Origin of the sequence: Paraburkholderia mimosarum LMG 23256 = NBRC 106338 (genome assembly GCF_000739815.1) — a bacterium.
GTDB lineage: Bacteria > Pseudomonadota > Gammaproteobacteria > Burkholderiales > Burkholderiaceae > Paraburkholderia > Paraburkholderia mimosarum.
Window position 1 is genome coordinate 40,880 of the sequence record NZ_BBJJ01000006.1, and the last position, 21,359, is coordinate 62,238.

Sequence of the window (21,359 nt, forward strand, 5' to 3'; positions counted from 1 at the left end):
CATCGGTTGTGAACTCGATCAGCGCCTCGTCTCCCGTTCCGCCATGCGCCCACTACCCGTTATAGGTCAGGCGCAACCTTCCAGGGAACTTAGCCCGCGAGCTTCGAGAGCAGCGGGTTAGCGAACGCGAACAGCATTGCAACACCCACGCCGATCAGGAACGCTGCATCGATCAGACCAGCCAGCAGGAACATCTTCGTCTGCAGCGGGTTCATCAGTTCAGGCTGACGTGCGCAGGCTTCGATGTACTTGCCGCCCATCAGGCCGATACCGATACAGGCGCCGATTGCACCCAGGCCGATGATGATGCCGATACCGATGGCCGTGAAACCCTGGATGTTGGCGATGAAAGCTTGCATGATCACTCCTTTGTGAGATTTTTTGGAACTGGGGATTTAAAACTGCAATTCTGGTTCGACGCGCACTTAGTGCTTGTCGTGTGCCTGGCCGATGTACACCAGCGTCAGCATCATGAAAATGAACGCCTGCAGCAGAACGATCAGGATGTGGAAGATCGCCCAGACGCTGCCCGCAATCACGTGGCCGATGAAGCCAAGCACCGTCGTGTCCGCGCCGAAGCTCCACAGACCGCCCAGCAGCGCGATCAGCAGGAACAGCAGCTCGCCTGCATACATGTTGCCGAACAACCGCAGGGCGAGCGAAACCGTCTTGGCGACGAACTCGATGATGTTCAGTGCAAGGTTCGGGATCCACAGGAGCGGATGCGCGCCGAACGGGGCCGAGAGCAGCTCGTGTGCGAAGCCGCCGGGACCCTTGATCTTGAGGTTGTAGTAGATCATCAGCACGAACACGCCGAGCGCGATGCCGAACGTGCCGTTGAGGTCCGCCGTCGGGACGATGCGATGATGGGGCAGCACTTCGGACAGGCCGAGCCAGCCGATCACGCGGCCCGGCAGGTCGACGGGGATGAAGTCGAGGGAGTTCATGAGGCCGACCCAGATGAACACGGTCAGCGCGAGCGGTGCAATGAAAGTGCGATTGCCGTGGACGATGGACTTGGACTGGTCCTCGACCATTTCGACCAGCATTTCGATAGCGCACTGGAAGCGGCCCGGCACGCCCGGGGTCGCCTTGCGCGCAGCCAGACGCAGGATGAGTAGGGTCACGACACCGCAAAAAATCGACCAGAACAACGTGTCGAGGTTCCAGACGCGGAAGTCGACGATCGACGTCTGGTGCGAGGTCGCAAAGTTCTGCAAGTGGTGAGCAATGTACTCGGACGGACCCGGAGCGCTCGTGCCTTCGCTAGCTGCCATATTGTTAAAGCCACCCAAATTGTCGAAAAACGTTTTCGGCCGCTCCCGCCGCAATTCTGTGTTGCGGGAACGCGCCGCCGTGGATCGTGTCTTATCTGCTTCGCATCGGCCAGCCGACTTCCACCTGCATCGCCTCGACGCCTTGAGTTCAGGCGGCGCGATGTGGGCGGGTCAGCGCCACGCGAGCGCGATCCAGTATGTCTTCAGTGCGATCAGGTAGGTGACGAGCAAAGGAATCCACTGCACGTCGCGATACCAGAACGCGATGGCGACGAACATCGCAATCGTCGCCCCCATCTTGAATGCTTCACCGAGCATCCAGTTAAACACGGTGCCGGCTTGGCTCAACTGCTTCAGGCGCGCTGCGAACAGTGCACCGGGGAACCAGCAGATCGCTCCGCCGAGGAACGCAGACAGCGCAGCATCGGCAGGCTGCTTATAAAACAGCCACCACACCAGCGTTGCAACCAGGGACAAAACCACTTGCGCCGCCACGACGCGAAACGGCGTGACGCGCGATGGGCGACTCACCTGTGCGCCGAAGAGCTGCTCGGCTTCGCCACGGGTGAGCGGAACGATGTCGTTGTTATCTTGCTGGCTGGCGTCCAGTTCATCCCAGCGCGCGTTGTGATCGATGCGCGCGGAACTAGCCGCTGCATCCCGCCCCCGGCCGGATGCTCCGACTGCACCCGGTGGAACATCGAGCCCTTCATGCGCCTCTGGCGCTTTGCCTGGCCTCTGACCCACCATCGCCTTATTCCGGATATTCGCCGTGCGCGCGCTTTATTACAGCGTGCCTACAGCATCGCCAACCAAATAAATCGGGGCGATTGTAAGCGATAGTTGCAGGCAATTCAAGACTTTAGGCCGTTCAATAAACCCCGTGAAACGCGACTTCATGATGCGGAAAACGCGGGGCCGCAAAGATGCGACCGGTAACTGTAAGGGAGCGAACAGTCATCAGGACAACCAGGCAAATGGCGGCCGGACGTCGCGCAGTCGGCGATCCGGGAAGCGCTGGCGTCAGAGCAGACGCAACAGCAACGCGCCGCCCAGGAAGGCCGCGATCCAGAACGGCACCGCGATCAGGTGAAACGGCAGCCAAACGCCTCGTTCGCCGGACAAACGCACGGCAATCAGATTCGCGAGCGAGCCGATGGCGAATCCAAAGCCCCCCACGCTCACGCCGAACGCCAGCGCGCGCCAGTCGTGCGTGAAACCCGCCAGAACGATGGCAGCCGGCACGTTGCTGATGACCTGTGACAGCAGGGCCCCTGCGGCAAAAGCACGCATGGGCGTCTGCAGCGAGAGCGCGGTCAACGCGTCATGAATCGTGGGCAACGCGGCAACGCTGCGCAGAACGATGAACATTAGCACGAAGATCAGCAACAGCAGCCAGTCGATCTTGAGCACGATCCGTATGCGCCAGATCACGAATCCCGCGCCGACCGCGGCCAGCGCGACGCCTGCGTGGTGCGCATCGGCGAGCAGCACGAATGCGACGAACAGGACGGCCGCGACAGTCGCCAGTGCGCCATCGACACGCTGCGGCGCGCTGTCTTTCGAAAAATCCAGCGGTGTGGCCTTGAATAGAAATGCGGCCAGCAGGATGAGCATTGTCATCAGAAACGCGCACAGGGGTGCAAGTTCGATGATGAAGCGCGCGAACGACACGCCGCTCACCTGCCACAGAAACAGATTCTGCGGGTTGCCGATCGGCGTTAGCACCGAACCGGCGTTCACGGCAATCGCGATGACGATCACGAGGCGCTTGAGCGGCAATGGCGCGAGCTTGTGGAGCGAAAGCACGAGCGGCACCACGACAAAAAGCGCGACGTCATTGGTCACGATCATCGATAGTGCTGCGGCCAGCCCGACGAGCAGCAACGCGAGCCCGCGCTCGGAGTGAATATGGTGGACGAGCTTGTGTGCGAGCCACGTCAGCAGTCCTGAATATTCGATGGCCTTGGTCAGGATGAGCAGCCCGGCGAGGGTCATCACCGTTTGCCAGTCGACCAGCGCAGGCAGTGTGGCGATAGGCCGCGGCGCGAGAACCTGCAGCGCCACGAACGCGACGACGAGGATCGCGAGCACCGGCTCGGACGCGGCGATCGCGCCGAGACGGCGCAGCTGGTTCCAGGGCCGCCGTGCGCCCCGCTGTGATTCGCTCACCGTTTATACGCCGAGGTGCGCGTTTGCCGAAGCGCGCGTCATGCCGCCGTTTCGCCGCGCAGTCGTAGCAGGATGCCGTCGAGCGCGTCGAGATCGCCGAAATCGACCGTGAGCTGCCCTCGCCCCCGGCGGCCAAGCTTGATCCTCACCGAGGCGGCGAGCAGGTCCGAAAGCTCTTCTTCGAGGCGGCGCGTATCGCGGCCACCGTCGTGCGCCGCCTTCGCCTTCACTGCGGGCGTGGCCTTGGTCGTCGCCGAGACGAGCTTCTCCGTTTCCCGCACCGACATCCGCTTGTTGACCACCTGGTTCGCGAGCGTGATTTGCGTCGCGGCATCCACGGCGAGGAGCGCGCGCGCGTGACCCATGTCGAGGTCGCCCGCGAGCAGCATGGTCTGCACCGGCGTCGCGAGATTGAGCAGACGCAGCAGATTCGAGACGGCGCTGCGCGAACGTCCCACCGACTCCGCCGCCTGCTCGTGCGTGAAATTGAACTCGTCGAGCAGGCGCTGGATGCCCTGCGCCTCTTCCAGCGGATTCAGGTCCTCGCGCTGGATGTTCTCGATCAGCGCCATCGCCGCGGCCGCCTGATCGGGCACGTCCTTCACGAGCACGGGCACTTCGGTCAGCCCGGCGATATGCGCCGCACGGAAGCGTCGCTCGCCCGCAATGATCTCGTAGCGCCCCGTCGCAACCGGACGCACGAGAATGGGCTGCATCAGGCCTTGCGCGCGGATGCTCGCGGCCAGTTCCTGAAGCGCGCCCTCGTCCATGCGCGTGCGCGGCTGGTACTTGCCCGCCTGCATCTGCGTGAGCGGCAGCGTGTTGGGCGCGCCGTCGATCTTCACCGCCTCGGTGATGTCCGCGCTGCCGCCGAGCAATGCTTCCAGCCCTCGGCCCAGCCCCTTCTTCCGTGCTACTGCGTTCATCGTGCTTCCCCAGTCTCTCTTCAGAGTGCGCGTACGCGCTCGATCATTTCCGCGCCGAACTGCACATAGGCCTGTGCGCCGCGCGAGGCGCGATCGAACACCACGCCCGGCAAGCCGTAGCTCGGCGCCTCGGCGAGGCGGACGTTGCGCGGGATCACGGCGTCGAAGACCTTGTCGCCGAAGTGTTCCTTCAACTGCTCGGAAACCTGCTGTTGCAGCGTGATGCGCGGATCGAACATCACGCGCAGAAGACCAATCACCTTGAGGTCGCGATTCATGTTCGCGTGGACCTGCTTGATCGTATTGACGAGATCGGACAGCCCTTCCAGCGCGAAATATTCGCACTGCATCGGAATCACCACGCCATGCGCCGCGCACAAACCGTTGAGCGTGAGCAGCGACAACGCCGGCGGGCAATCGATCAGCACGAAATCGTACTCGGCGTCGACTTCGGCGAGCGCGGTCTTCAACCGCCGCTCGCGCTGCTCGACCGGGACCAGCTCGACTTCGGCGCCCGCGAGCTCGCGGTTGGCGGGCACGACGTCGTAGCCGACCTGCTCCGGCCGCGTACGCGCAGCGTTCACCGCTACCCCATCGACGAGCACCTCGTAGACCGTGTTCTCGCACGCGGCCTTGTCGATGCCGCTGCCCATCGTGGCGTTGCCCTGCGGATCGAGGTCGATGAGAAGGACACGCTGTCCCTGCGATGCGAGGCTCGCGGCGAGATTGACCGTTGTCGTCGTCTTGCCGACGCCGCCCTTCTGGTTCGCAACGCAGAAGATTTTTGCCATCGTTTGGGTGTCCCTTTTACTACCTTGAGAAGTTTGCTTACGTTACGCGCGATCGGCGGGTGCGCCGTCCGGTCGACTGGCCATCGCCGGGGCCGCCTCAGGCTGCGGCAACCGGTTCAACCGACACCTCGATCAGATGACGCTCCGCATCGAGCATCGGCACGCTCAAGCGGATGGTGTTCAACACTTTCGTGCCGCCGGGCAAGCGCTCGATCTCACCTTCCGGACGCACACCCTTCATGGCCCAGATCGCGCCGCCGTCCGCAACGAGATGACGGGCCAGTGTAACGAAATCGGCGAGATCCGCGAATGCCCGAGAGACGATCATGTCAAATTTTTTCGGCACCTCGACGCCAGGACGTAGCGATTCGACGCGACCGGTGACCACCGAGAGGTTCGACAGACCGAGCTGAGCCTTCGCCTGCGCCTGGAACGCGGACTTCTTCTGCACGATATCGTTGAGCGTGACCTGCCAGCCCGGCCGCACGATCGCGAGCACGATGCCGGGCAGACCGCCGCCCGAGCCGACGTCGAGCACGGTCGCGTCGGCGCGCGCCGGCAGATGCGGCACGATCGAAAGCGAATCGAGAATATGCTGGATCAGCATCTGGCGCGGGTCGCGGATCGCCGTGAGGTTATACACGGCGTTCCACTTCGCGAGCAGCGCGACGTAATCGAGCAGCTGTTCGTGCTGGCGCTCGGTCAGCTCCACGCCCAGCGCCTCAGCGCCCTCTTTCAGCAGGCATGCGAGTGCTTCGCGGTCCGCGATGCCGGGTTGCCTTGCGCGGCCCGTCATTGCGCCACCGGCGTCGTGTCGGTGCCTGCGTCGTCAGCGGCCCCCGTGCTCTGGCGACGGCGGCCCAAGCCACGCTTGAGGTGCACCATCAGCAGTGAGATCGCTGCGGGCGTGATGCCTGAAATGCGCGACGCCTGACCGATGGTCTCGGGACGGAACTGGTTCAGCTTCTGGCGCGCCTCAAAAGAGAGTCCGCGCACTTCCGCGTAGTCGATGCCTTCCGGCAGGCGCGTATTTTCCTGCGCGCCATTGCGCTCGATCTCGTCCGCTTGACGGTCGATGTAACCCTGATATTTGATGCCGATTTCAATCTGCTCCTTGATCTGGGCAAGCAGAATCTCGTCGTCGGCAAGCGGGGTTTCCGGTGCGCAGGCGCCCGCGCGTAGGCCACAGACGCCGTCGTAGCTCACGCCGGGACGGCGCAGCAGATCCGCCAGGTTGTATTCGCGGTCGATCGACTTGCCGAGCAGCGCGGTCGCTTCCTCAGACGAAAGCGTCTTCGGGTTCACCCACGTCGATTTCAGGCGCTCTGTTTCACGTGAAACAGCGTCGCGCTTGCGGCAGAACGCGTCCCAGCGGACATCGTCGATAACGCCGAGCTCGCGACCGATCTCCGTCAGACGCATATCCGCGTTGTCTTCGCGGAGGCTCAAGCGGTATTCAGCGCGGCTCGTGAACATGCGGTAAGGCTCGGAGACACCGCGCGTGACCAGATCGTCGACGAGCACGCCAAGGTAAGCCTGGTCGCGACGCGGGCACCAGGCATCCTTGCCCTGCACTTGCAGCCCCGCGTTCATACCTGCGAGCAGACCTTGCGCAGCGGCTTCCTCATAGCCCGTCGTGCCATTGATCTGGCCCGCAAAGAACAAGCCGTTGATGGCCTTGGTTTCGAGCGAAGCCTTGAGTCCGCGCGGATCGAAATAGTCGTATTCGATCGCGTAGCCGGGCCGCAGGATGTGCGCGTGCTCGAGGCCGCGCATCGAATGCACCAGTTCCAGCTGCACGTCGAACGGCAGGCTCGTCGAGATGCCGTTCGGGTAGAACTCGTTCGTCGTCAGGCCTTCCGGTTCGAGGAAGATCTGATGCGATTCCTTCGAGGCGAAGCGGTGAATCTTGTCTTCGATAGACGGGCAATAGCGCGGCCCCACCCCTTCGATCACGCCCGTGTACATGGGCGAGCGGTCGAGGCCGCCACGGATGATGTCGTGCGTGCGCTCGTTCGTGTGCGTGACCCAGCACGGAATCTGGCGCGGATGCTGATCCGCACGGCCGAGGAACGAGAATACCGGCACGGGATCGAGATCGCCGGGCTGCTCTTCGAGCACCGAGAAGTCGATCGTCCGGCCGTCGATGCGCGGCGGCGTACCCGTCTTGAGGCGCCCCTGCGGCAGCTTCAGCTCCTTCAGGCGCGACGACAGGGTCACCGCAGCGGGATCGCCCGCGCGGCCGCCTGTGTAGTTGTTCAGGCCCACGTGGATCTTGCCGTCGAGGAAGGTTCCCGCTGTCAGCACCACCGCACGGCCACGGAAGCGAATGCCAACCTGCGTCACCGCGCCGACCACGCGGTCGCCTTCGACCATCAGGTCTTCCACGGCCTGCTGGAACAGCCAGAGATTGGGCTGATTTTCGAGACGCCGGCGGATCGCCGCCTTATAGAGAATACGGTCTGCCTGCGCGCGTGTCGCCCTGACCGCGGGCCCCTTTGACGAATTGAGGATGCGGAACTGAATCCCGCCCTCGTCCGTCGCCGCAGCCATGGCGCCGCCGAGCGCATCGACTTCCTTGACCAGATGGCCCTTGCCAATGCCGCCGATCGACGGATTGCAGCTCATCTGGCCGAGCGTTTCGATGTTATGCGTGAGCAAGAGCGTCTTTACGCCCATGCGGGCGGCGGCAAGTGCAGCCTCGGTACCGGCGTGACCGCCGCCGACGACGATTACGTCAAACTCTGTGGGAAAAAGCATGGGGGAACCTCACGCATGGACGGATATGACCGCGCGAGCCTTCTCAGAAAAAGTGGTATCCACGAATTATAACGGTTTCGGGTTTTAGGCCGTTCACACCCGAATAATGTTCCGTCCCGGTCAGCCCTTCCCCGAAAAGAAAAGCGGCGTGTTTCACGTGAAACACGCCGCCCATTTCTACAGCCATAGACGAAGTCAGACCGGTTTCTTCGCGAGGCCGAGATAGGTTTCGATCACGCGCGGGTTATGTGCCAACGCGTCCGCCGAGCCCTCAAGCGCGAGGTCGCCGGTCTCGAGCACGTATCCGTAGTCGGAGATCTGCAGCGCGGCGCGCGCGTTCTGCTCGATGAGGAGCGTGGCAACCCCCGTCTGCCGCAGCGCACTGATGATGTGGAAGATTTCCTTCACGATCAGCGGTGCGAGACCGAGGCTCGGTTCGTCCAGCATCAACAGATCGGGCTTGCCCATCAATGCGCGGCCGACAGCGAGCATCTGGCGTTCACCGCCCGAGAGCGTGCCAGCCGCCTGCGCGCGGCGTTCCTTCAAGCGCGGAAACAGCGCGAACACCGGATCGAGCTGATCGAGAAAATTACGCTCACCGGCGCGTTTGCGGCGGTAGGCGCCGAGCACGAGGTTGTCCTCCACCGTCATCGAGGCGAAGAGTTCGCGCTTTTCCGGCACCAGACACATGCCGCGGGCCACGCGCCGCTCGATGGGCAGCGCGCCGATCTCTTCGCCCATATAAGCGATGCGACCGCTCGCGTACCCGGTCTGGGGCAGCGCACCCATGATGGCGTTGAGGAGCGTGGACTTGCCCGCGCCGTTCGGCCCGATCACCGAGACGATCTGCCCCGCGCCTACCTTGATCGCCGCTTTGTGGAGCGCCTCGATCTTGCCGTAGCGAACCGCGAGTCCGGATACTTCCAGTACGGGAGTCGTCATCATTCCACCCCGCCGAGATACGCTTCCAGCACCGCCGGGTCCTTCTGCACCGCTTCCGGCAACCCTTCCGCGATGCGCGTGCCGAATTCCATCACCACCAGCCGATCGGTGAGATTCATCACGAAATCCATGTCGTGTTCGACCAGCAGCACACTCATCCCCTCTTCCCGTAGTTTGCGCAGCAATGCGGCCAACTGTTGCTTTTCCTGGTAACGCAGGCCGGCAGCAGGCTCGTCGAGCAGCAGCAACGTCGGATCGCAGCAAAGCGCGCGTGCAATTTCGAGGATCCGTTGCTGGCCGAGCGCGAGGCTGCCCGCTTCGTCATACATATGCTGCTCGAGCCCGACGCGGCGAATCTGGGTTGCCGCCTCTTTCATCAGCCGCCCCTCCTCCGCCGCGTTGAGCTTTGCGACGCTGCGCAGCACGCCTGCATGGCCTCGCAGATGCGCGCCGATGGCCACGTTCTCGAGCACGGTCATCGTCGGCAGCAGCTTGACGTGCTGGAACGTGCGGCCAATCCCGCGCGCGACGATTTCACGTGAAGTGAGGCGGTCGATGCGCTCGCCGCGGAACGTGATCTCGCCGCTGGTCGGCTGAAGCACGCCGGTGACGAGGTTGAAAGTCGTCGACTTGCCCGCGCCGTTGGGGCCGATCAGGCCGATGATCTGGCCGGCCTTCACCTCGAAGCTCACGTCGTTCACGGCCACGAGGCCGCCGAACTGCTTGCGCGCCTTGTTCACCGTGAGGAGCATTTCGCCCGCGGCCGGCTTGCTGCGCTGAGGCAAAACCTCGGCCTGCTCGGGCACGTGCGCCCGCGGGCCGCGCGGGAAGAAGCGTGCCACGAACGGCCAGACGCCGCGCCGCGCGTATTGCAGCAGCAGCACCATCAGGACGCCGAACACGATGATCTCGAAGTTGCCGTTCTCGCCGAGCAGCTTCGGCAGCAGCGTCTGCAGCCAGTCCTGCAGCACGGTGAGGATGGCTGCGCCCAGCACCGCACCCCAGACGTGCGCCACGCCGCCCACCACGGCCATGAACAGGTACTCGATGCCGTGATTCAGACCGAACGGCGTCGGGTTCACCGCACGCTGCAAATGCGCGTACAGGAAGCCCGAAACGGCCGCGAGCACGGCTGCATAGACGAAGATCACTACGCGCATCCAGCCGGTGTTCACGCCCATTGCCTCGGCCATCATGCCGCCGCCGCGCAGCGCGCGAATCGCCCGGCCCATGCGACTATTAAGCAGATTCTGAACGGACACCACCGAGGCGAGGACCACGACCCAGATCAGGTAATAGATGTGGCGGCCCGACACCAGATCGATACCCAGCACGTTCAGCACGGGAATGCCGTTGATGCCGTCGTACTTGCCGAGCATGTCGAGGTTGCCGAACAGGAAGAACAGCGCGAGGCCCCAGGCGATCGTGCCGAGTGGCAGGAAGTGGCCCGACAGACGCATCGTGACGAGCCCGAGGACGAGCGCCACGAGCCCCGTGATCACGACGCCGACGATCAGTGCAAGCCATGGCGAGACGCCGTACTGCGTCGTCAGATACGCGGTTGCATAGGCGCCGAGCCCGACGAACGCGGCCTGCCCGAAGCTCGTCATCCCGCCGATGCCGGTGAGCAGCACGAGGCCGATCGCGACGATCGAATAGAGACCGATGTAATTGAGCAGCGTGATCCAGTACTCGGGGACGCGCAGCGGGTGCGGCAGCACCGGCAGCGCGAACATCACCACGAGGAACAGCCAGAAGAAGCGGTTGTGCATGACGAATCGTTTCATCGCATCACTCCTCTTCCTCTTCGGCGTGCGGCGTCGAGAGCGAACGCCAGAGCAGCACGGGGATGATCAGCGTGAACACGATCACTTCCTTGTAAGAGCTCGCCCAGAACGACGAGTACGACTCCAGCAGTCCCACGAACACGGAACCTGCCGCAGCCAGCGGATAGCTCACCAGGCCGCCGATAATGGCGCCTACGAAGCCCTTGAGGCCAATCAGGAAGCCCGAGTCGTAGTAGATGGTGGTGAGCGGCGAAACGAGAATGCCGCACAGTGCGCCGAGGCCCGCGGCCAGCGTGAACGCGAGGCGTCCGGCCTGCGTGGTGCCGATGCCGACGAGCCGCGCGCCAAGCCGGTTCACCGAGGTCGCGCGCAGCGCCTTGCCCGAAATCGTGCGATCGAAATAGAGATACAGCGCGACGATCAGCACGGCGGCCGTGCCGATCACCCAGAGGCTCTGGCCCGAGATCGACAGGCTGCCGATGTTGAGCGCGGCGTCGGAGAACGCGTTGGTGCGCGAGCCTTCCGCACCGAACATCACGAGCCCGAGGCCCACCATCGCGAAGTGCACGGCCACGGAGACGATCAGCAGCAGCAGCGTGGTCGCCTCGGCGATGGGCTCATACGCGAGGCGATAGATGAACGGCCCCATCGGCACCACGATCGCAAGCGTGAGCGCAATCTGTACGAGCAGCGGCAACGGCTGGCTCGCTACGCCGCGCGTGATCGCGTAGAGCGCGATGGGAAAGAGCAGATACTTGCCCGCGAGCGTGACGAGCGTGCGCGCCGCGTGGCGGCGCCGCTCGGCGTGGCGCACGAGTGCGACCGTCTCGACCACGAAGCACCCCGCGCCGAGCGCGACGAGCAGCCAGCAGGTGGCCGGAAACTTCTGCGCTTGCAGCGCGGCGAGCGTGAGCGCGCCATAAGAAACGAATTCGCCCTGCGGAATGAAGATCACCCGCGTGACGGAGAACACCAGCACCAGGGCGAGCGCAAGCAGCGCATAGATCGCACCGGTGGTGATGCCGTCCTGCGCGAGGATCGTGGCGATCGATAAATCCATACTCCCCTCTTCCTGAAACCTGATGGAGCCCGCAAAGAATCCGGAATAACAGCGCGGAATAACAGCGACGTCGAAATACGGCAATGCGGGAAGAACCGGCGAATGCCAGCCTGGGCTTCGCGTGTGAGAAGCCGGTGCGCCGCACTGAAGCCGCACACCGGACATGATTTTCAGTGGCCAGAATGACGCTGCGGTACGTGCGTGTATTTCACGGGAAAGCGCGCCGCGCTCTCCCGTGCCTCGCGCGTCACTCGCTCTGCAGCTTCCACTTGTTGTTGACGATCTCGACGATCACGCGCCCGCGCTGGTCGAGGCCCGCATGATCCGTCGCGCTCATGTTGAAGATGCCATGCGCGCCGGCCACGTCCTGCGAGTTTTCGAGCGCGGCGCGCAGCGCCACACGGAACGCCTCGGTGCCGGGCTGGCCCGCCTTCAGCGCGACCGGAATCGCGTGCTGGAGCAACTGGGCGGCATCCCATGCATGACCGCCGAAGGTCGCCACCGTGCCAACGCCGTAGGCCTTCTCATAGGCTGCCTTGTAGGCCAACGCCGACTTCTTCACGGGGTTCGAATCGGGCAGCTGGTCGGCCACGAGGATCGGCCCGGCGGGCAGCAGTTCGCCTTCGCAGTCCTTGCCGCAAACGCGCAGGAAGTCGTTGTTCGCGACGCCGTGGGTCTGATAGATCTTGCCCTTGTAGCCGCGCTCCTTGAGCGTTGTCGCCGGCAACGCGGCGGGCGTGCCCGACCCGGCGATCAGGATGGCATCGGGGTTCGCCGACATGAGCTTGAGCACCTGGCCCGTCACCGAAGAATCGGTGCGGTTATAGCGCTCGCTCGCCGCGATCTTGAGGTTGTGCTTCGCGGCCGCGTTGCCGAACTCTTTGTACCAGCTGTCGCCATAGGCGTCGGTGAAGCCGATGAAGCCCACCGTCTTCACGCCCTGCTTCTCCATGTAGCCCGCGAGCGCATCTGCCATCAGGCTGTCGTTCTGCGGCGTCTTGAAGGCCCACTGGCGCTTGGCGTCCATTGGACTGACGATCGCGGCCGAGGCGGCGAGCGAGATCATCGGCGTCTTGCCCTGCATGACGACGTCGAGCATCGCGAGCGAGTTCGGCGTGACCGAGGAGCCGATGATGGCGTCCACGTGGTCTTCGTCGATCAGCTTGTGCGTGTTCTGCACGGCCTTGCTCGTGTCCGAGGCGTCGTCGAGCACGATGTACTGCACGCTCTTGCCCGCGATCTCCTTGGGCAGCAGCGCGATGGTGTTCTTCTCGGGAATGCCGAGCGACGCCGCCGGCCCCGTTGCCGAGAGCGTCACGCCGATTTTCACTTGGGCGGCGGCAAGACCTGCCGTACCCATCAGTGCCGCTGCGAGTCCGGCACTCATCGACCTCAAAACCCACTTCTTCGTTTTCATTGCGCGTCTCCAAACGCCTTCTGCGTGTTGTCTCTGTTGATCCTGCACCGCTTACCGCGAAATCACTACGATCTACGTAAATTCGGTGCCGGCCCTTGAGTGTAGTAATCGGGACCGCGCCTGTAATGCATGGTTTTCCCTGCCTGCGGCGCTGCACAAGCCGCCAGACGCTCTCCGCTTTATCGACTCCTTGCTGCCCCTGCCTTGCTCGCTGCCTTGCCGCCTGCCCCGCGAAGCCATTGCGAGCGCAACAAAAAAGGCACTGCAATGCGTGCCTTTCTGGTGTTCCGTGTGGCGTTCAACCGACGACCACTCGCCGGCGAGCCGCCTGCCGCCGACGATTTCCAGCATCGCCTTCGGCAACAGCGCGACCGTGTTCCTCTGCGGAATGCCGAGCGAATGCGGCCGGCCCGGTGGCCAAAACCCCGGTCGCGACGCCCGCCGCCCCGATCCAACGCCGAACCAATTGCATCTGCACTCCTTCGATACTCGTTTTTTGCAAAGCATTGTGTGGCGCATGGCCGCCGATTACGCCCCGGGTAAATCCGGGTGAATCGATAAGCGTTGCGGGAGATCAATGCGAAATCGCTGACCGCGCGGTCGGTGATTGGCGAGTGTAGCGGTCTGCGCATTCAGATGGCAAGTGCTTTCTATCTGCTTACAACACAAGGAAGCAGGCGCTCGTTTTGCGTAACGCGCAAACGCTTGTGCAGCGGGCAAACGATGCCTCGCGGCTCGACTATGCGTAATTCGGGAGGCGAAATGCCGGCTTATGAGAGAGTGAAAAGCGCGTGTCGAGCGGCACGCGACGGCGGGGGAAAGACAACCGAATCGACGTCGAAAGCACGCGCAGAAATGTAAAAAGCGCTGTTGGATTCTCATCCAACAGCGCTTCTTTGTCCGGGCACTTGGTGCCTCAGTTGTCTCCTCGTTCTCCACCTGCAAATTCGGTGCATCAGAACTAGGTGCAACTTTAAACTTCGACCCCTTGACCGGCAACTAGCATTTACCCTAGTGGTGCAGTGCGGCACCGAAATGGGGCGGATTGCCACGAGTTTGTCGCACGGCGGGGCGCTCCGGTATGCCGCAACGCCGCACGCTTATGCGAATCGCCGGCATTTTATCGCAGTGCGAACCGGCACTGCGAACCGTCTGCCACGAGGCGGCGCGGCGCCGTAGCGTCACGCCCGCAACGGGCGCACGCGCGCGACGATCTCGCCGACGATGCCGCGCCGGAACGCCAGCACGCAGGCGATAAAGATAATGCCCGTGACGATCGTCGTGGACTCACCGAGCGAGCGGAACCACTCCACGCCTGTGCCTCGCGCGAGCGCCGTGCCGATGTCGCCCAGCCGGTCCTCCAGCGCGACGATCAACGCCGCGCCGAGCAGCGGCCCGAACAGCGTTCCCATGCCGCCCACGAGCGTCATGAGGATCACGAGGCCGGACATGGTCCAGTACGCGTCGCCGAGCGTTTCGAAGCCGAGCACCAGCACCTTGAGCGCGCCGGCAAGGCCCGCGAGCCCCGCCGAAAGCACGAAGGCGAGCAGCTTGAAGCGATCGGTGTCATAGCCGAGCGAAACCGCCCGCGGCTCGTTCTCCTTGATCGCAATGAGCACCTGCCCGAACGGCGAATGCACGATGCGCACGATCAGCATGAACGCGAGCACCATCACCACGAGCACGACGTAGTAGAGCGCGAGATCCGAATTGAGCCCGAGCAAGCCGAAGAGCTTGCCGCGCGGCACGCCCTGGAGGCCGTCTTCACCATGCGTGAACGGCGCCTGGAGAAACACGAAGTAGACCATCTGCGCGAGCGCGAGCGTGACCATCGAGAAGTAGATGCCCTGCCGACGGATCGCGAAGAGCCCCACGACGAGCCCGAGAACCGTAGCCACCGCCGTGCCCGCGATCACGCCCAGCTCGGGCGTGAACCCGAGCGACTGGATCGCAAACCCCGCCGTATAGCCCGCGCTCGCAAGGAACATCGCGTGGCCAAACGAGAGCAGCCCCGTATAGCCGATCAGCAGATTGAAGGCGGCGGCAAACAGCGCGAAGCACAGCACCTTCATGACGAAGAGCGGATAGGCGCCAATGAACGGCGCGGCGATCAGCCCGATCAGCAACAAACCATAAAGCGCTTTTCTTTGCATCATCGTTCCTTGCCGAAGAGGCCAGCGGGGCGAATCAGCAGCACGATCGCCATGATCACGAACACCACCGTTGCGGAGGCCTCGGGCCAGAAGACGCGCGTGAAGCCCTCGATCACGCCAAGCAGCAGGCCCGTGAGGATCGAGCCCATGATCGAGCCCATGCCGCCGATCACGACCACGGCGAACACGGTGATGATCATCGGCTGGCCCATGAGCGGCGACACCTGGATCACGGGCGCCGCGAGCACGCCCGCGAACGCCGCGAGCGCGACGCCGAGGCCGTACGTGAGCGTGATCATGAGCGGCACGTTGATGCCGAACGCCTCGACGAGCTTCGGGTTCTCCGTGCCCGCGCGCAAATAGGCGCCAAGACGTGTCTTTTCGATCACGAACCATGTGGTGAAACACACGGCGAGCGATGCCACCACCACCCACGCGCGATAGTTGGGCAGATACATGAAGCCGAGGTTGGTCGCGCCCGCGAGCAGGTCGGGCACGTCATAGGGCAGCCCCGACGACCCGTAGATCGAACGGAACACGCCCTCCACCACGAGCGTGAGACCGAAAGTGAGCAGGAGTCCATACAGATGATCGAGCCGGTAGAGCCAGCGCAGCATGGAGCGCTCGATCACGACGCCGAATACGCCCACCACCAACGGGGCGACGACGAGCATCGCCCAGTACGGAAGACCGAAGTACGCGAGCCCCATCCAGGTCAGCATTGCGCCCAGCATGAACAACGCGCCGTGGGCGAAGTTGATCACGTTGAGCATGCCGAAGATCACCGCGAGGCCAAGACTCAGGATCGCGTAGAACGAGCCGTTCACGAGCCCTAGAAGCAACTGGCTCAGCATTGCCGGAAGCGGAATGCCAAAAATCGTCATGAAAGCCGCCCATTGACGCATTAACGCATTAACGGAATACGCATTCATGCCGCGCCCCGCGCGCGAACCCGGCGCGAGACGCGGCATGCGACTGCCGCAGTTACGCGAGCGCGCTTACTTCCACAGCGCGCACTTCGATTCCTGCTTGGTCGTGTACGCCTGCTCGCCCGGGATCGTCTGCACCACCTTGTAGTAGTCCCACGGCTTCTTCGATTCCGACGGCTTCTTCACCTCGACCAGATACATGTCGTGGATCAGCACGCCGTCCTGGCGGATATAGCCGCCCTTCGTATAGAAGTCGTTGATCTTCGTCTTCTTCAGCTGCTCCATGACCTTGTCGGCGTCCGTCGTGCCGGCGGCCTGCACGGCCTTCAGGTAGTTGGTCGCCGCCGAATAGTCGGCCGCCTGCAGTTCCGAAGGCATCTTCTTCGTCTGGTCGAAATAGCGCTGCGCCCACTTGCGGGTGTCGTCGTTCTGATCCCAGTACCAGCCCGTCGTCAGCACGAGGCCCTGGGTCGTGTCGAGCCCGAGGCTGTGGATGTCGGGCAGGAACATCAGCAGTGCCGCCGTCTTCATCGTCTTGTTGATGCCGAATTCCTTCGCGGCCTTGATCGCGTTGACCGTATCGCCGCCCGCGTTCGCGAGGCCGAGGATCTGCGCCTTCGACGACTGCGCCTGGAGCAGGAACGACGAGAAGTCCGACGCCGAAAGCGGATGGCGCACTTCGCCGAGCACCTGGCCGCCGTTCGCCTTCACGACGTCCGCCGTGTTCTTCTCGAGCGACTTGCCGAACGCGTAGTCGGCGGTGAGGAAGAACCACGTCTTGCCGCCCTGCTTGAGCACCGCGAGACCCGTGCCCTTCGCGAGCGCCACCGTGTCGTAGCCATAGTGAACCGTGTACGGCGTGCACTGCTCATTCGTGAGCGCATCCGTGCCCGCGCCCATGTTGAAGTACACGCGCTTCTTCTCTTCTGCGACCTTGTTCATCGCCAGCGCGGTCGCCGAGTTCGTGCCGCCGAGCAGCAAGGTGAGCCCGTCACGGTCGAACCATTCGCGCGCCTTCGAGGCGGCGATGTCCGCCTTGTTCTGGTGGTCCGCGTACACGACCTGGATCGGCTTGCCGAGCACCTTGCCGCCGAAGTCCGCAACCGCCATCTTGATCGCCGTGAGGCCGCCCGGACCGTCGTCGTCGGCATAGAGGCCCGACATGTCGGTGATGAAGCCGATCTTCACCGCGTCGTCGGCGGCCTGCGCTGCCCCCGCGCTGAACGCCATCGCAGCTGCCGAGGCGGCAAACAGGCCCGCGAGCCGCGCGAACGTGGTTTTCTTCATTGCAGTCTCCTTCTTTGGTTGCGTAGTTATCGCGTAGTTATTCAGGAACACTCCATGAACTGCTCAGGCAAGGCAATCCGCGTCGCGCCCGCCTTACCGCGTGGGTCGCGCGCAATGTGTACGTCGGATTAAACGCCCAGCAGATCGTGCAGCACCGGCATCTTCGCTTCGAGCTCGGCAGTGCCGAAATGCTCGACGATGCGCCCGTGCTCCATCACATAGAAGCGGTCGGCAAGCGGCGCCGCGAAGCGGAAGTTCTGCTCGACCATCACGACGGTGTAGCCGCGCGCCTTCAGTGTGAGGATCATGCGCGCGAGCGCCTGAACGATCACGGGCGCGAGGCCTTCGGAAATCTCGTCGAGCAGCAGCAGGTTGGCGCCGGTGCGCAGGATGCGTGCCACGGCCAGCATCTGCTGCTCGCCGCCCGAGAGGCGCGTGCCCTGGCTGTGTCGCCGCTCGGCTAGATTGGGGAACATCGCGTAAATCTCGTCGAGCGACATGCCTTCGGCGAGCTTCGCACCCTTTGCGCCGATGTGCGGCGGCAGCAGCAGGTTCTCTTCGCACGAGAGACTCGCGAAAATACCGCGCTCTTCGGGACAATAGCCCACGCCGCAATGCGCGATGCGATAGGTGGGCATCTGGATGGTCTCGCGCCCGCCGATGCGGATCGACCCTGTGCGCCGTCCGGTGAGTCCCATGATGGCGCGCAGTGTCGTCGTGCGCCCCGCGCCGTTGCGTCCGAGCAGCGTGACGACCTCGCCGCGTCCGACGGTGAGGTCCACGCCGTGCAGGATGTGCGACTCGCCGTACCACGCCTGCAGCCCGGCGATTTCCAGCGCGTTCTCGCCCCCGGCCGCACCCGCGGCGGCGGCCGTCTCGCGTTCGGTGACCGTGTTCATGCGTGCGCCCCCGTCAGCGCCGCGTCCGCGCTGCCCATATAGGCCTCGGCGACGAGCGGGTTCTTCGAGACTTCCGCGTAAGTGCCTTCTGCGAGCACCTCGCCGCGCTGGAGCACGGTGATGGTGTCGGAGATGCCGGCAATCACGTTCATGTTGTGCTCGACCATGAGGATGGTGCGGCCGGCCGAGACCTTCTTGATGAGCGCCGTCACGCGGTCCACGTCTTCGTGGCCCATGCCCTGGGTCGGTTCGTCGAGCAGCATCAGTTCGGGTTCCATCGCAAGCGTCGTGGCGATCTCCAGCGCGCGCTTGCGGCCGTAGGCGAGTTCGACGGTCGGCACATCGGCGAAATCGGTGAGCCCCACCTGCGTGAGCAGGTCCATGGCGCGGTCGTTCAGTTCGGCGAGCGTGCGCTCGCTCTTCCAGAAGTGGTACGCGGTGCCGAGCGAGCGCTGCAGCCCCACGCGCACGTTCTGCAGCGCCGTGAGGTGCGGAAACACGGCCGAGATCTGGAACGAGCGGATGATGCCGCGCCGCGCGATCTGCGCGGGCCGCTCATGCGTGATGTCGATGCCGTTGAAGACGATGCGCCCCGCGCTCGGCACGAGGAACTTGGTGAGCAGATTGAAGCACGTGGTCTTGCCTGCGCCGTTCGGTCCGATCAGCGCATGGATCGAGCCGCGGCACACGCGCAGGTTCACGCCGTTCACGGCCGTGAAGCCCTTGAACTGTTTCGTGAGGCCGCGCGTCTCCAGAATCGTGTCGCCGAGAATCATGTCCCCTTCCGAGCGTGATAGGGCGTAACACTGCAGACCGTCCGTGCGTGACAGTGCACGGTGCGGTCCGGCGCGGAGTTTGCGGCGCGCCTCCCGATGCGCGCAACGCGCGCCTGTCCACTTTCGAGATATTGTCTCGCCAATGATGCAGCGCAATCATTGGGATTTGCACTTAAGGGAGCGCCACAACGAAAAGCGCACTACACAAACGCACGTTCGCAGCAAATTCTCGAAAGAAACGGACAAGATAGCTGCAAAATCGGCACACGGCGATGAATGACAGGCGTGCAGAAATACGCACCGAGGGTTCCTCTCGTGCGTCCCACATAGTCGCCAAAACGACGTGCCTCTAGCTGCTTCGCGCCTTTCCCCAACGCTCTCAGGCGGTCGTCATCGTCACCATCGCGGCGGCCTCCCTGCCTGCCCGCAGCCCCTCGCGGCGATCGGCGCGCACCATCTCGGCGGCGCGTTCCGCGATCATCAGCGTCGGCGAATTCGTGTTGCCCGAGGTGATGGTCGGCATGACCGAAGCATCCACCACTCGCAGGCCCGCCACGCCGCGCACGCGCAGGCGCGCGTCGACCACGGCATCGGGGTCGTCGGCGCGGCCCATCCGGCAAGTGCCCACCGGGTGAAAGATGGTCGTGCCCACGTTGCCGGCCGCCTCGCGCAGTTCCTCCTCGGTTTGAAAAGCAAGCCCCGGCAGGATCTCGTGCGGCTCATAACGCGCGAGCGCCGCCGAAGCGGCAATGCGCCGCGTGAGCCGCAACGCATTGGCGGCGACGCGCAGGTCGTGATCAGTCGAGAGATAATTCGGCGCGATCGCCGGTGCCTGCGACGGGTCCGCAGAAACGGCGTGGATGCTGCCGCGCGAAGTCGGCCGCAGATTGCATACCGAGGCCGTGAACGCGTTGAAACGATGCAGCGGCTCGCCGAAGCGGTCGAGCGACAACGGCTGCACGTGATACTGGAGGTCGGGCCGCGTAAGTGCCGGATCGCTGGGGTCCGATTTCGCGAATGCGCCGAGCTGCGAGGGCGCCATCGACATCGGTCCGCTTTGCAAAAACGCGTACTGCATACCGATCATCAGCTTGCCCCACCAATGCGCGGAAGCCGTGTTGAGCGTGCGCACGCCGTTCACGCGAAACGCCATGCGCAATTGCAGATGGTCCTGGAGGTTCTCGCCCACGCCGCGCAGATCCTGCACGACGTCGACGCCGAGCCGGGCGAGGCGATCCGCATCGCCGATACCGGAAAGCTCCAGCAATTGCGGCGAATTCACGGCGCCCGCGCTCAGGACGACCTCGCAGCGCGCCCGGGCGACGTAATCGACATCGCCGCGATACTCCACGCCCACGCAGCGCTTGCCTTCGAAAATCACGCGCTGTGTGAGCGCGCCGGTCACGACGGTGAGATTGGGCCGCTTCATCGCTGCGCGCAGAAATGCCTTCGACGCGTTCCAGCGCACACCGCGCTTCTGGTTCACCTCGAAATAGCCCACGCCACTGTTGTCGCCGCGGTTGAAGTCGTCGGTGGCGGGAATGCCCTGCTCCTGCGCCGCCCTCGCGAACGATTCGAGAATCTGCCACTTCAGGCGCTGCTTCTCGACGCGCCATTCGCCGCCCGCGCCGTGAAACTCGCTCGCGCCGCCGTGGTGATCCTCGCTGCGCCGGAACACGGGCAGCACGCTGTCCCACGACCACGCGGAATCGCCGGTCTCGCGCGCCCAGCTGTCGTAATCCTCGCGCTGGCCGCGCATGTAGATCATGCCGTTGATCGACGACGACCCGCCCAGCACGCGCCCGCGCGGATACGCGAGCGAGCGGCCATTGAGGCCCTTTTCGGCTGCAGTCTTGTAGAGCCAGTCGGTACGCGGATTGCCGATGCAGTACAGGTAGCCGACGGGGATGTGGATCCAGTGATAGTCGTCCTTGCCGCCCGCCTCGATGAGCAGCACGGAAACGTCTGCGTCTTCGGTCAAGCGGTTGGCGAGCACGCAGCCTGCGGTGCCGGCGCCGACGATCACATAGTCGAATTCCCCTTCGAGGCGACGCGAGGACGCGCTCCGCGCCCCCGGGGCTTCGCTCGTTGCGGGCATGATGTGTCTCCTGCTGTTTCCGTTCTTTTGGCGCTTTATTGAACTGCCACTGCTGCGCAGGGCGGCGCCATCTGTTTCGTTATGC

The 21,359-nt window shown here is 63.9% G+C and carries 19 protein-coding genes; 1 reads left to right on the top strand and 18 read right to left on the bottom strand.

Translation table 11 applies throughout. The features are described from left to right. Nucleotides 1-89 precede the first annotated feature (89 nt). The 12 genes from atpE to BMI01S_RS06615 all read right to left on the bottom strand — a co-directional run bounded on the left by atpE (nucleotide 90) and on the right by BMI01S_RS06615 (nucleotide 13,132). Entirely contained in the window at nucleotides 90-359 is a 270-nt protein-coding gene (atpE, locus tag BMI01S_RS06560; protein ID WP_028203308.1) for a F0F1 ATP synthase subunit C, read from the bottom strand. Between the two features lie 66 nt (nucleotides 360-425). Beyond that, nucleotides 426-1,277, bottom strand: coding sequence for a F0F1 ATP synthase subunit A (gene atpB, locus BMI01S_RS06565; RefSeq protein ID WP_028213230.1), 852 nt, complete (start codon nucleotides 1,275-1,277; stop codon nucleotides 426-428). Between the two features lie 171 nt (nucleotides 1,278-1,448). Further along, entirely contained in the window at nucleotides 1,449-2,027 is a 579-nt protein-coding gene (locus tag BMI01S_RS06570; RefSeq protein ID WP_081716113.1) for an ATP synthase subunit I, read from the bottom strand. Nucleotides 2,028-2,300: 273 nt separating this feature from the next. Further along, nucleotides 2,301-3,449 carry an SLC13 family permease gene (locus BMI01S_RS06575; RefSeq protein ID WP_154671187.1) on the bottom strand — a complete coding sequence of 383 codons (1,149 nt, stop codon included), beginning with the start codon at nucleotides 3,447-3,449 and terminating at the stop codon, nucleotides 2,301-2,303. Between the two features lie 38 nt (nucleotides 3,450-3,487). After that, on the bottom strand, nucleotides 3,488-4,375 hold the full coding sequence (locus tag BMI01S_RS06580) for a ParB/RepB/Spo0J family partition protein (RefSeq protein ID WP_028213232.1): 888 nt from the start codon (nucleotides 4,373-4,375) through the stop codon (nucleotides 3,488-3,490). 20 nt (nucleotides 4,376-4,395) lie between these two features. Next, nucleotides 4,396-5,166, bottom strand: a complete 771-nt coding sequence (locus BMI01S_RS06585; protein WP_028213233.1) for a ParA family protein — start codon at nucleotides 5,164-5,166, stop codon at nucleotides 4,396-4,398. A gap of 97 nt (nucleotides 5,167-5,263) precedes the next feature. Beyond that, nucleotides 5,264-5,962: a 16S rRNA (guanine(527)-N(7))-methyltransferase RsmG gene (gene rsmG, locus BMI01S_RS06590; RefSeq protein WP_028213234.1), complete on the bottom strand. Its 699-nt coding sequence runs from the start codon at nucleotides 5,960-5,962 to the stop codon at nucleotides 5,264-5,266. Continuing rightward, a complete protein-coding gene (gene mnmG / locus BMI01S_RS06595) occupies nucleotides 5,959-7,926 on the bottom strand; it encodes a tRNA uridine-5-carboxymethylaminomethyl(34) synthesis enzyme MnmG (RefSeq protein WP_028213235.1) in 1,968 nt (655 codons plus the stop codon). The genes rsmG and mnmG overlap by 4 nt, the downstream gene beginning before the upstream one ends. A gap of 195 nt (nucleotides 7,927-8,121) precedes the next feature. Then, nucleotides 8,122-8,871 (bottom strand): ABC transporter ATP-binding protein, encoded by a 750-nt coding sequence (locus tag BMI01S_RS06600; protein WP_028213236.1) that lies wholly within the window; start codon nucleotides 8,869-8,871, stop codon nucleotides 8,122-8,124. Continuing rightward, nucleotides 8,868-10,655, bottom strand: coding sequence for a branched-chain amino acid ABC transporter ATP-binding protein/permease (locus tag BMI01S_RS06605; protein WP_051381369.1), 1,788 nt, complete (start codon nucleotides 10,653-10,655; stop codon nucleotides 8,868-8,870). Before BMI01S_RS06605 ends, BMI01S_RS06600 begins: the two co-directional genes overlap by 4 nt. Nucleotides 10,656-10,659: 4 nt before the next feature. After that, nucleotides 10,660-11,715 carry a branched-chain amino acid ABC transporter permease gene (locus BMI01S_RS06610; protein ID WP_028213238.1) on the bottom strand — a complete coding sequence of 352 codons (1,056 nt, stop codon included), beginning with the start codon at nucleotides 11,713-11,715 and terminating at the stop codon, nucleotides 10,660-10,662. Between the two features lie 247 nt (nucleotides 11,716-11,962). Next, entirely contained in the window at nucleotides 11,963-13,132 is a 1,170-nt protein-coding gene (locus BMI01S_RS06615; protein ID WP_028213239.1) for an ABC transporter substrate-binding protein, read from the bottom strand. A gap of 85 nt (nucleotides 13,133-13,217) precedes the next feature. Here BMI01S_RS06615 and BMI01S_RS06620 point away from each other — a divergent pair, with 85 nt between their 5' ends. Continuing rightward, a complete protein-coding gene (locus BMI01S_RS06620; protein WP_154671186.1) occupies nucleotides 13,218-13,685 on the top strand; it encodes a hypothetical protein in 468 nt (155 codons plus the stop codon). Nucleotides 13,686-14,313: 628 nt separating this feature from the next. On the opposite strand, the gene BMI01S_RS06625 is transcribed toward BMI01S_RS06620, so the two are convergent. From BMI01S_RS06625 to BMI01S_RS06650, 6 genes are all read right to left on the bottom strand, one after another. Further along, nucleotides 14,314-15,285: a branched-chain amino acid ABC transporter permease gene (locus tag BMI01S_RS06625; protein WP_028213241.1), complete on the bottom strand. Its 972-nt coding sequence runs from the start codon at nucleotides 15,283-15,285 to the stop codon at nucleotides 14,314-14,316. Next, nucleotides 15,285-16,169: a branched-chain amino acid ABC transporter permease gene (locus BMI01S_RS06630; RefSeq protein ID WP_028213242.1), complete on the bottom strand. Its 885-nt coding sequence runs from the start codon at nucleotides 16,167-16,169 to the stop codon at nucleotides 15,285-15,287. Before BMI01S_RS06630 ends, BMI01S_RS06625 begins: the two co-directional genes overlap by 1 nt. A gap of 114 nt (nucleotides 16,170-16,283) precedes the next feature. Then, a complete protein-coding gene (locus BMI01S_RS06635) occupies nucleotides 16,284-17,501 on the bottom strand; it encodes an ABC transporter substrate-binding protein (RefSeq protein WP_028213243.1) in 1,218 nt (405 codons plus the stop codon). Nucleotides 17,502-17,629: 128 nt separating this feature from the next. Next, nucleotides 17,630-18,400 carry an ABC transporter ATP-binding protein gene (locus BMI01S_RS06640; RefSeq protein ID WP_028213244.1) on the bottom strand — a complete coding sequence of 257 codons (771 nt, stop codon included), beginning with the start codon at nucleotides 18,398-18,400 and terminating at the stop codon, nucleotides 17,630-17,632. Further along, nucleotides 18,397-19,176 carry an ABC transporter ATP-binding protein gene (locus BMI01S_RS06645; protein ID WP_028213245.1) on the bottom strand — a complete coding sequence of 260 codons (780 nt, stop codon included), beginning with the start codon at nucleotides 19,174-19,176 and terminating at the stop codon, nucleotides 18,397-18,399. The genes BMI01S_RS06640 and BMI01S_RS06645 overlap by 4 nt, the downstream gene beginning before the upstream one ends. Nucleotides 19,177-19,555: 379 nt before the next feature. After that, nucleotides 19,556-21,274 carry a GMC family oxidoreductase gene (locus BMI01S_RS06650; protein WP_028213246.1) on the bottom strand — a complete coding sequence of 573 codons (1,719 nt, stop codon included), beginning with the start codon at nucleotides 21,272-21,274 and terminating at the stop codon, nucleotides 19,556-19,558. Between the last annotated feature and the right edge of the window lie 85 nt (nucleotides 21,275-21,359).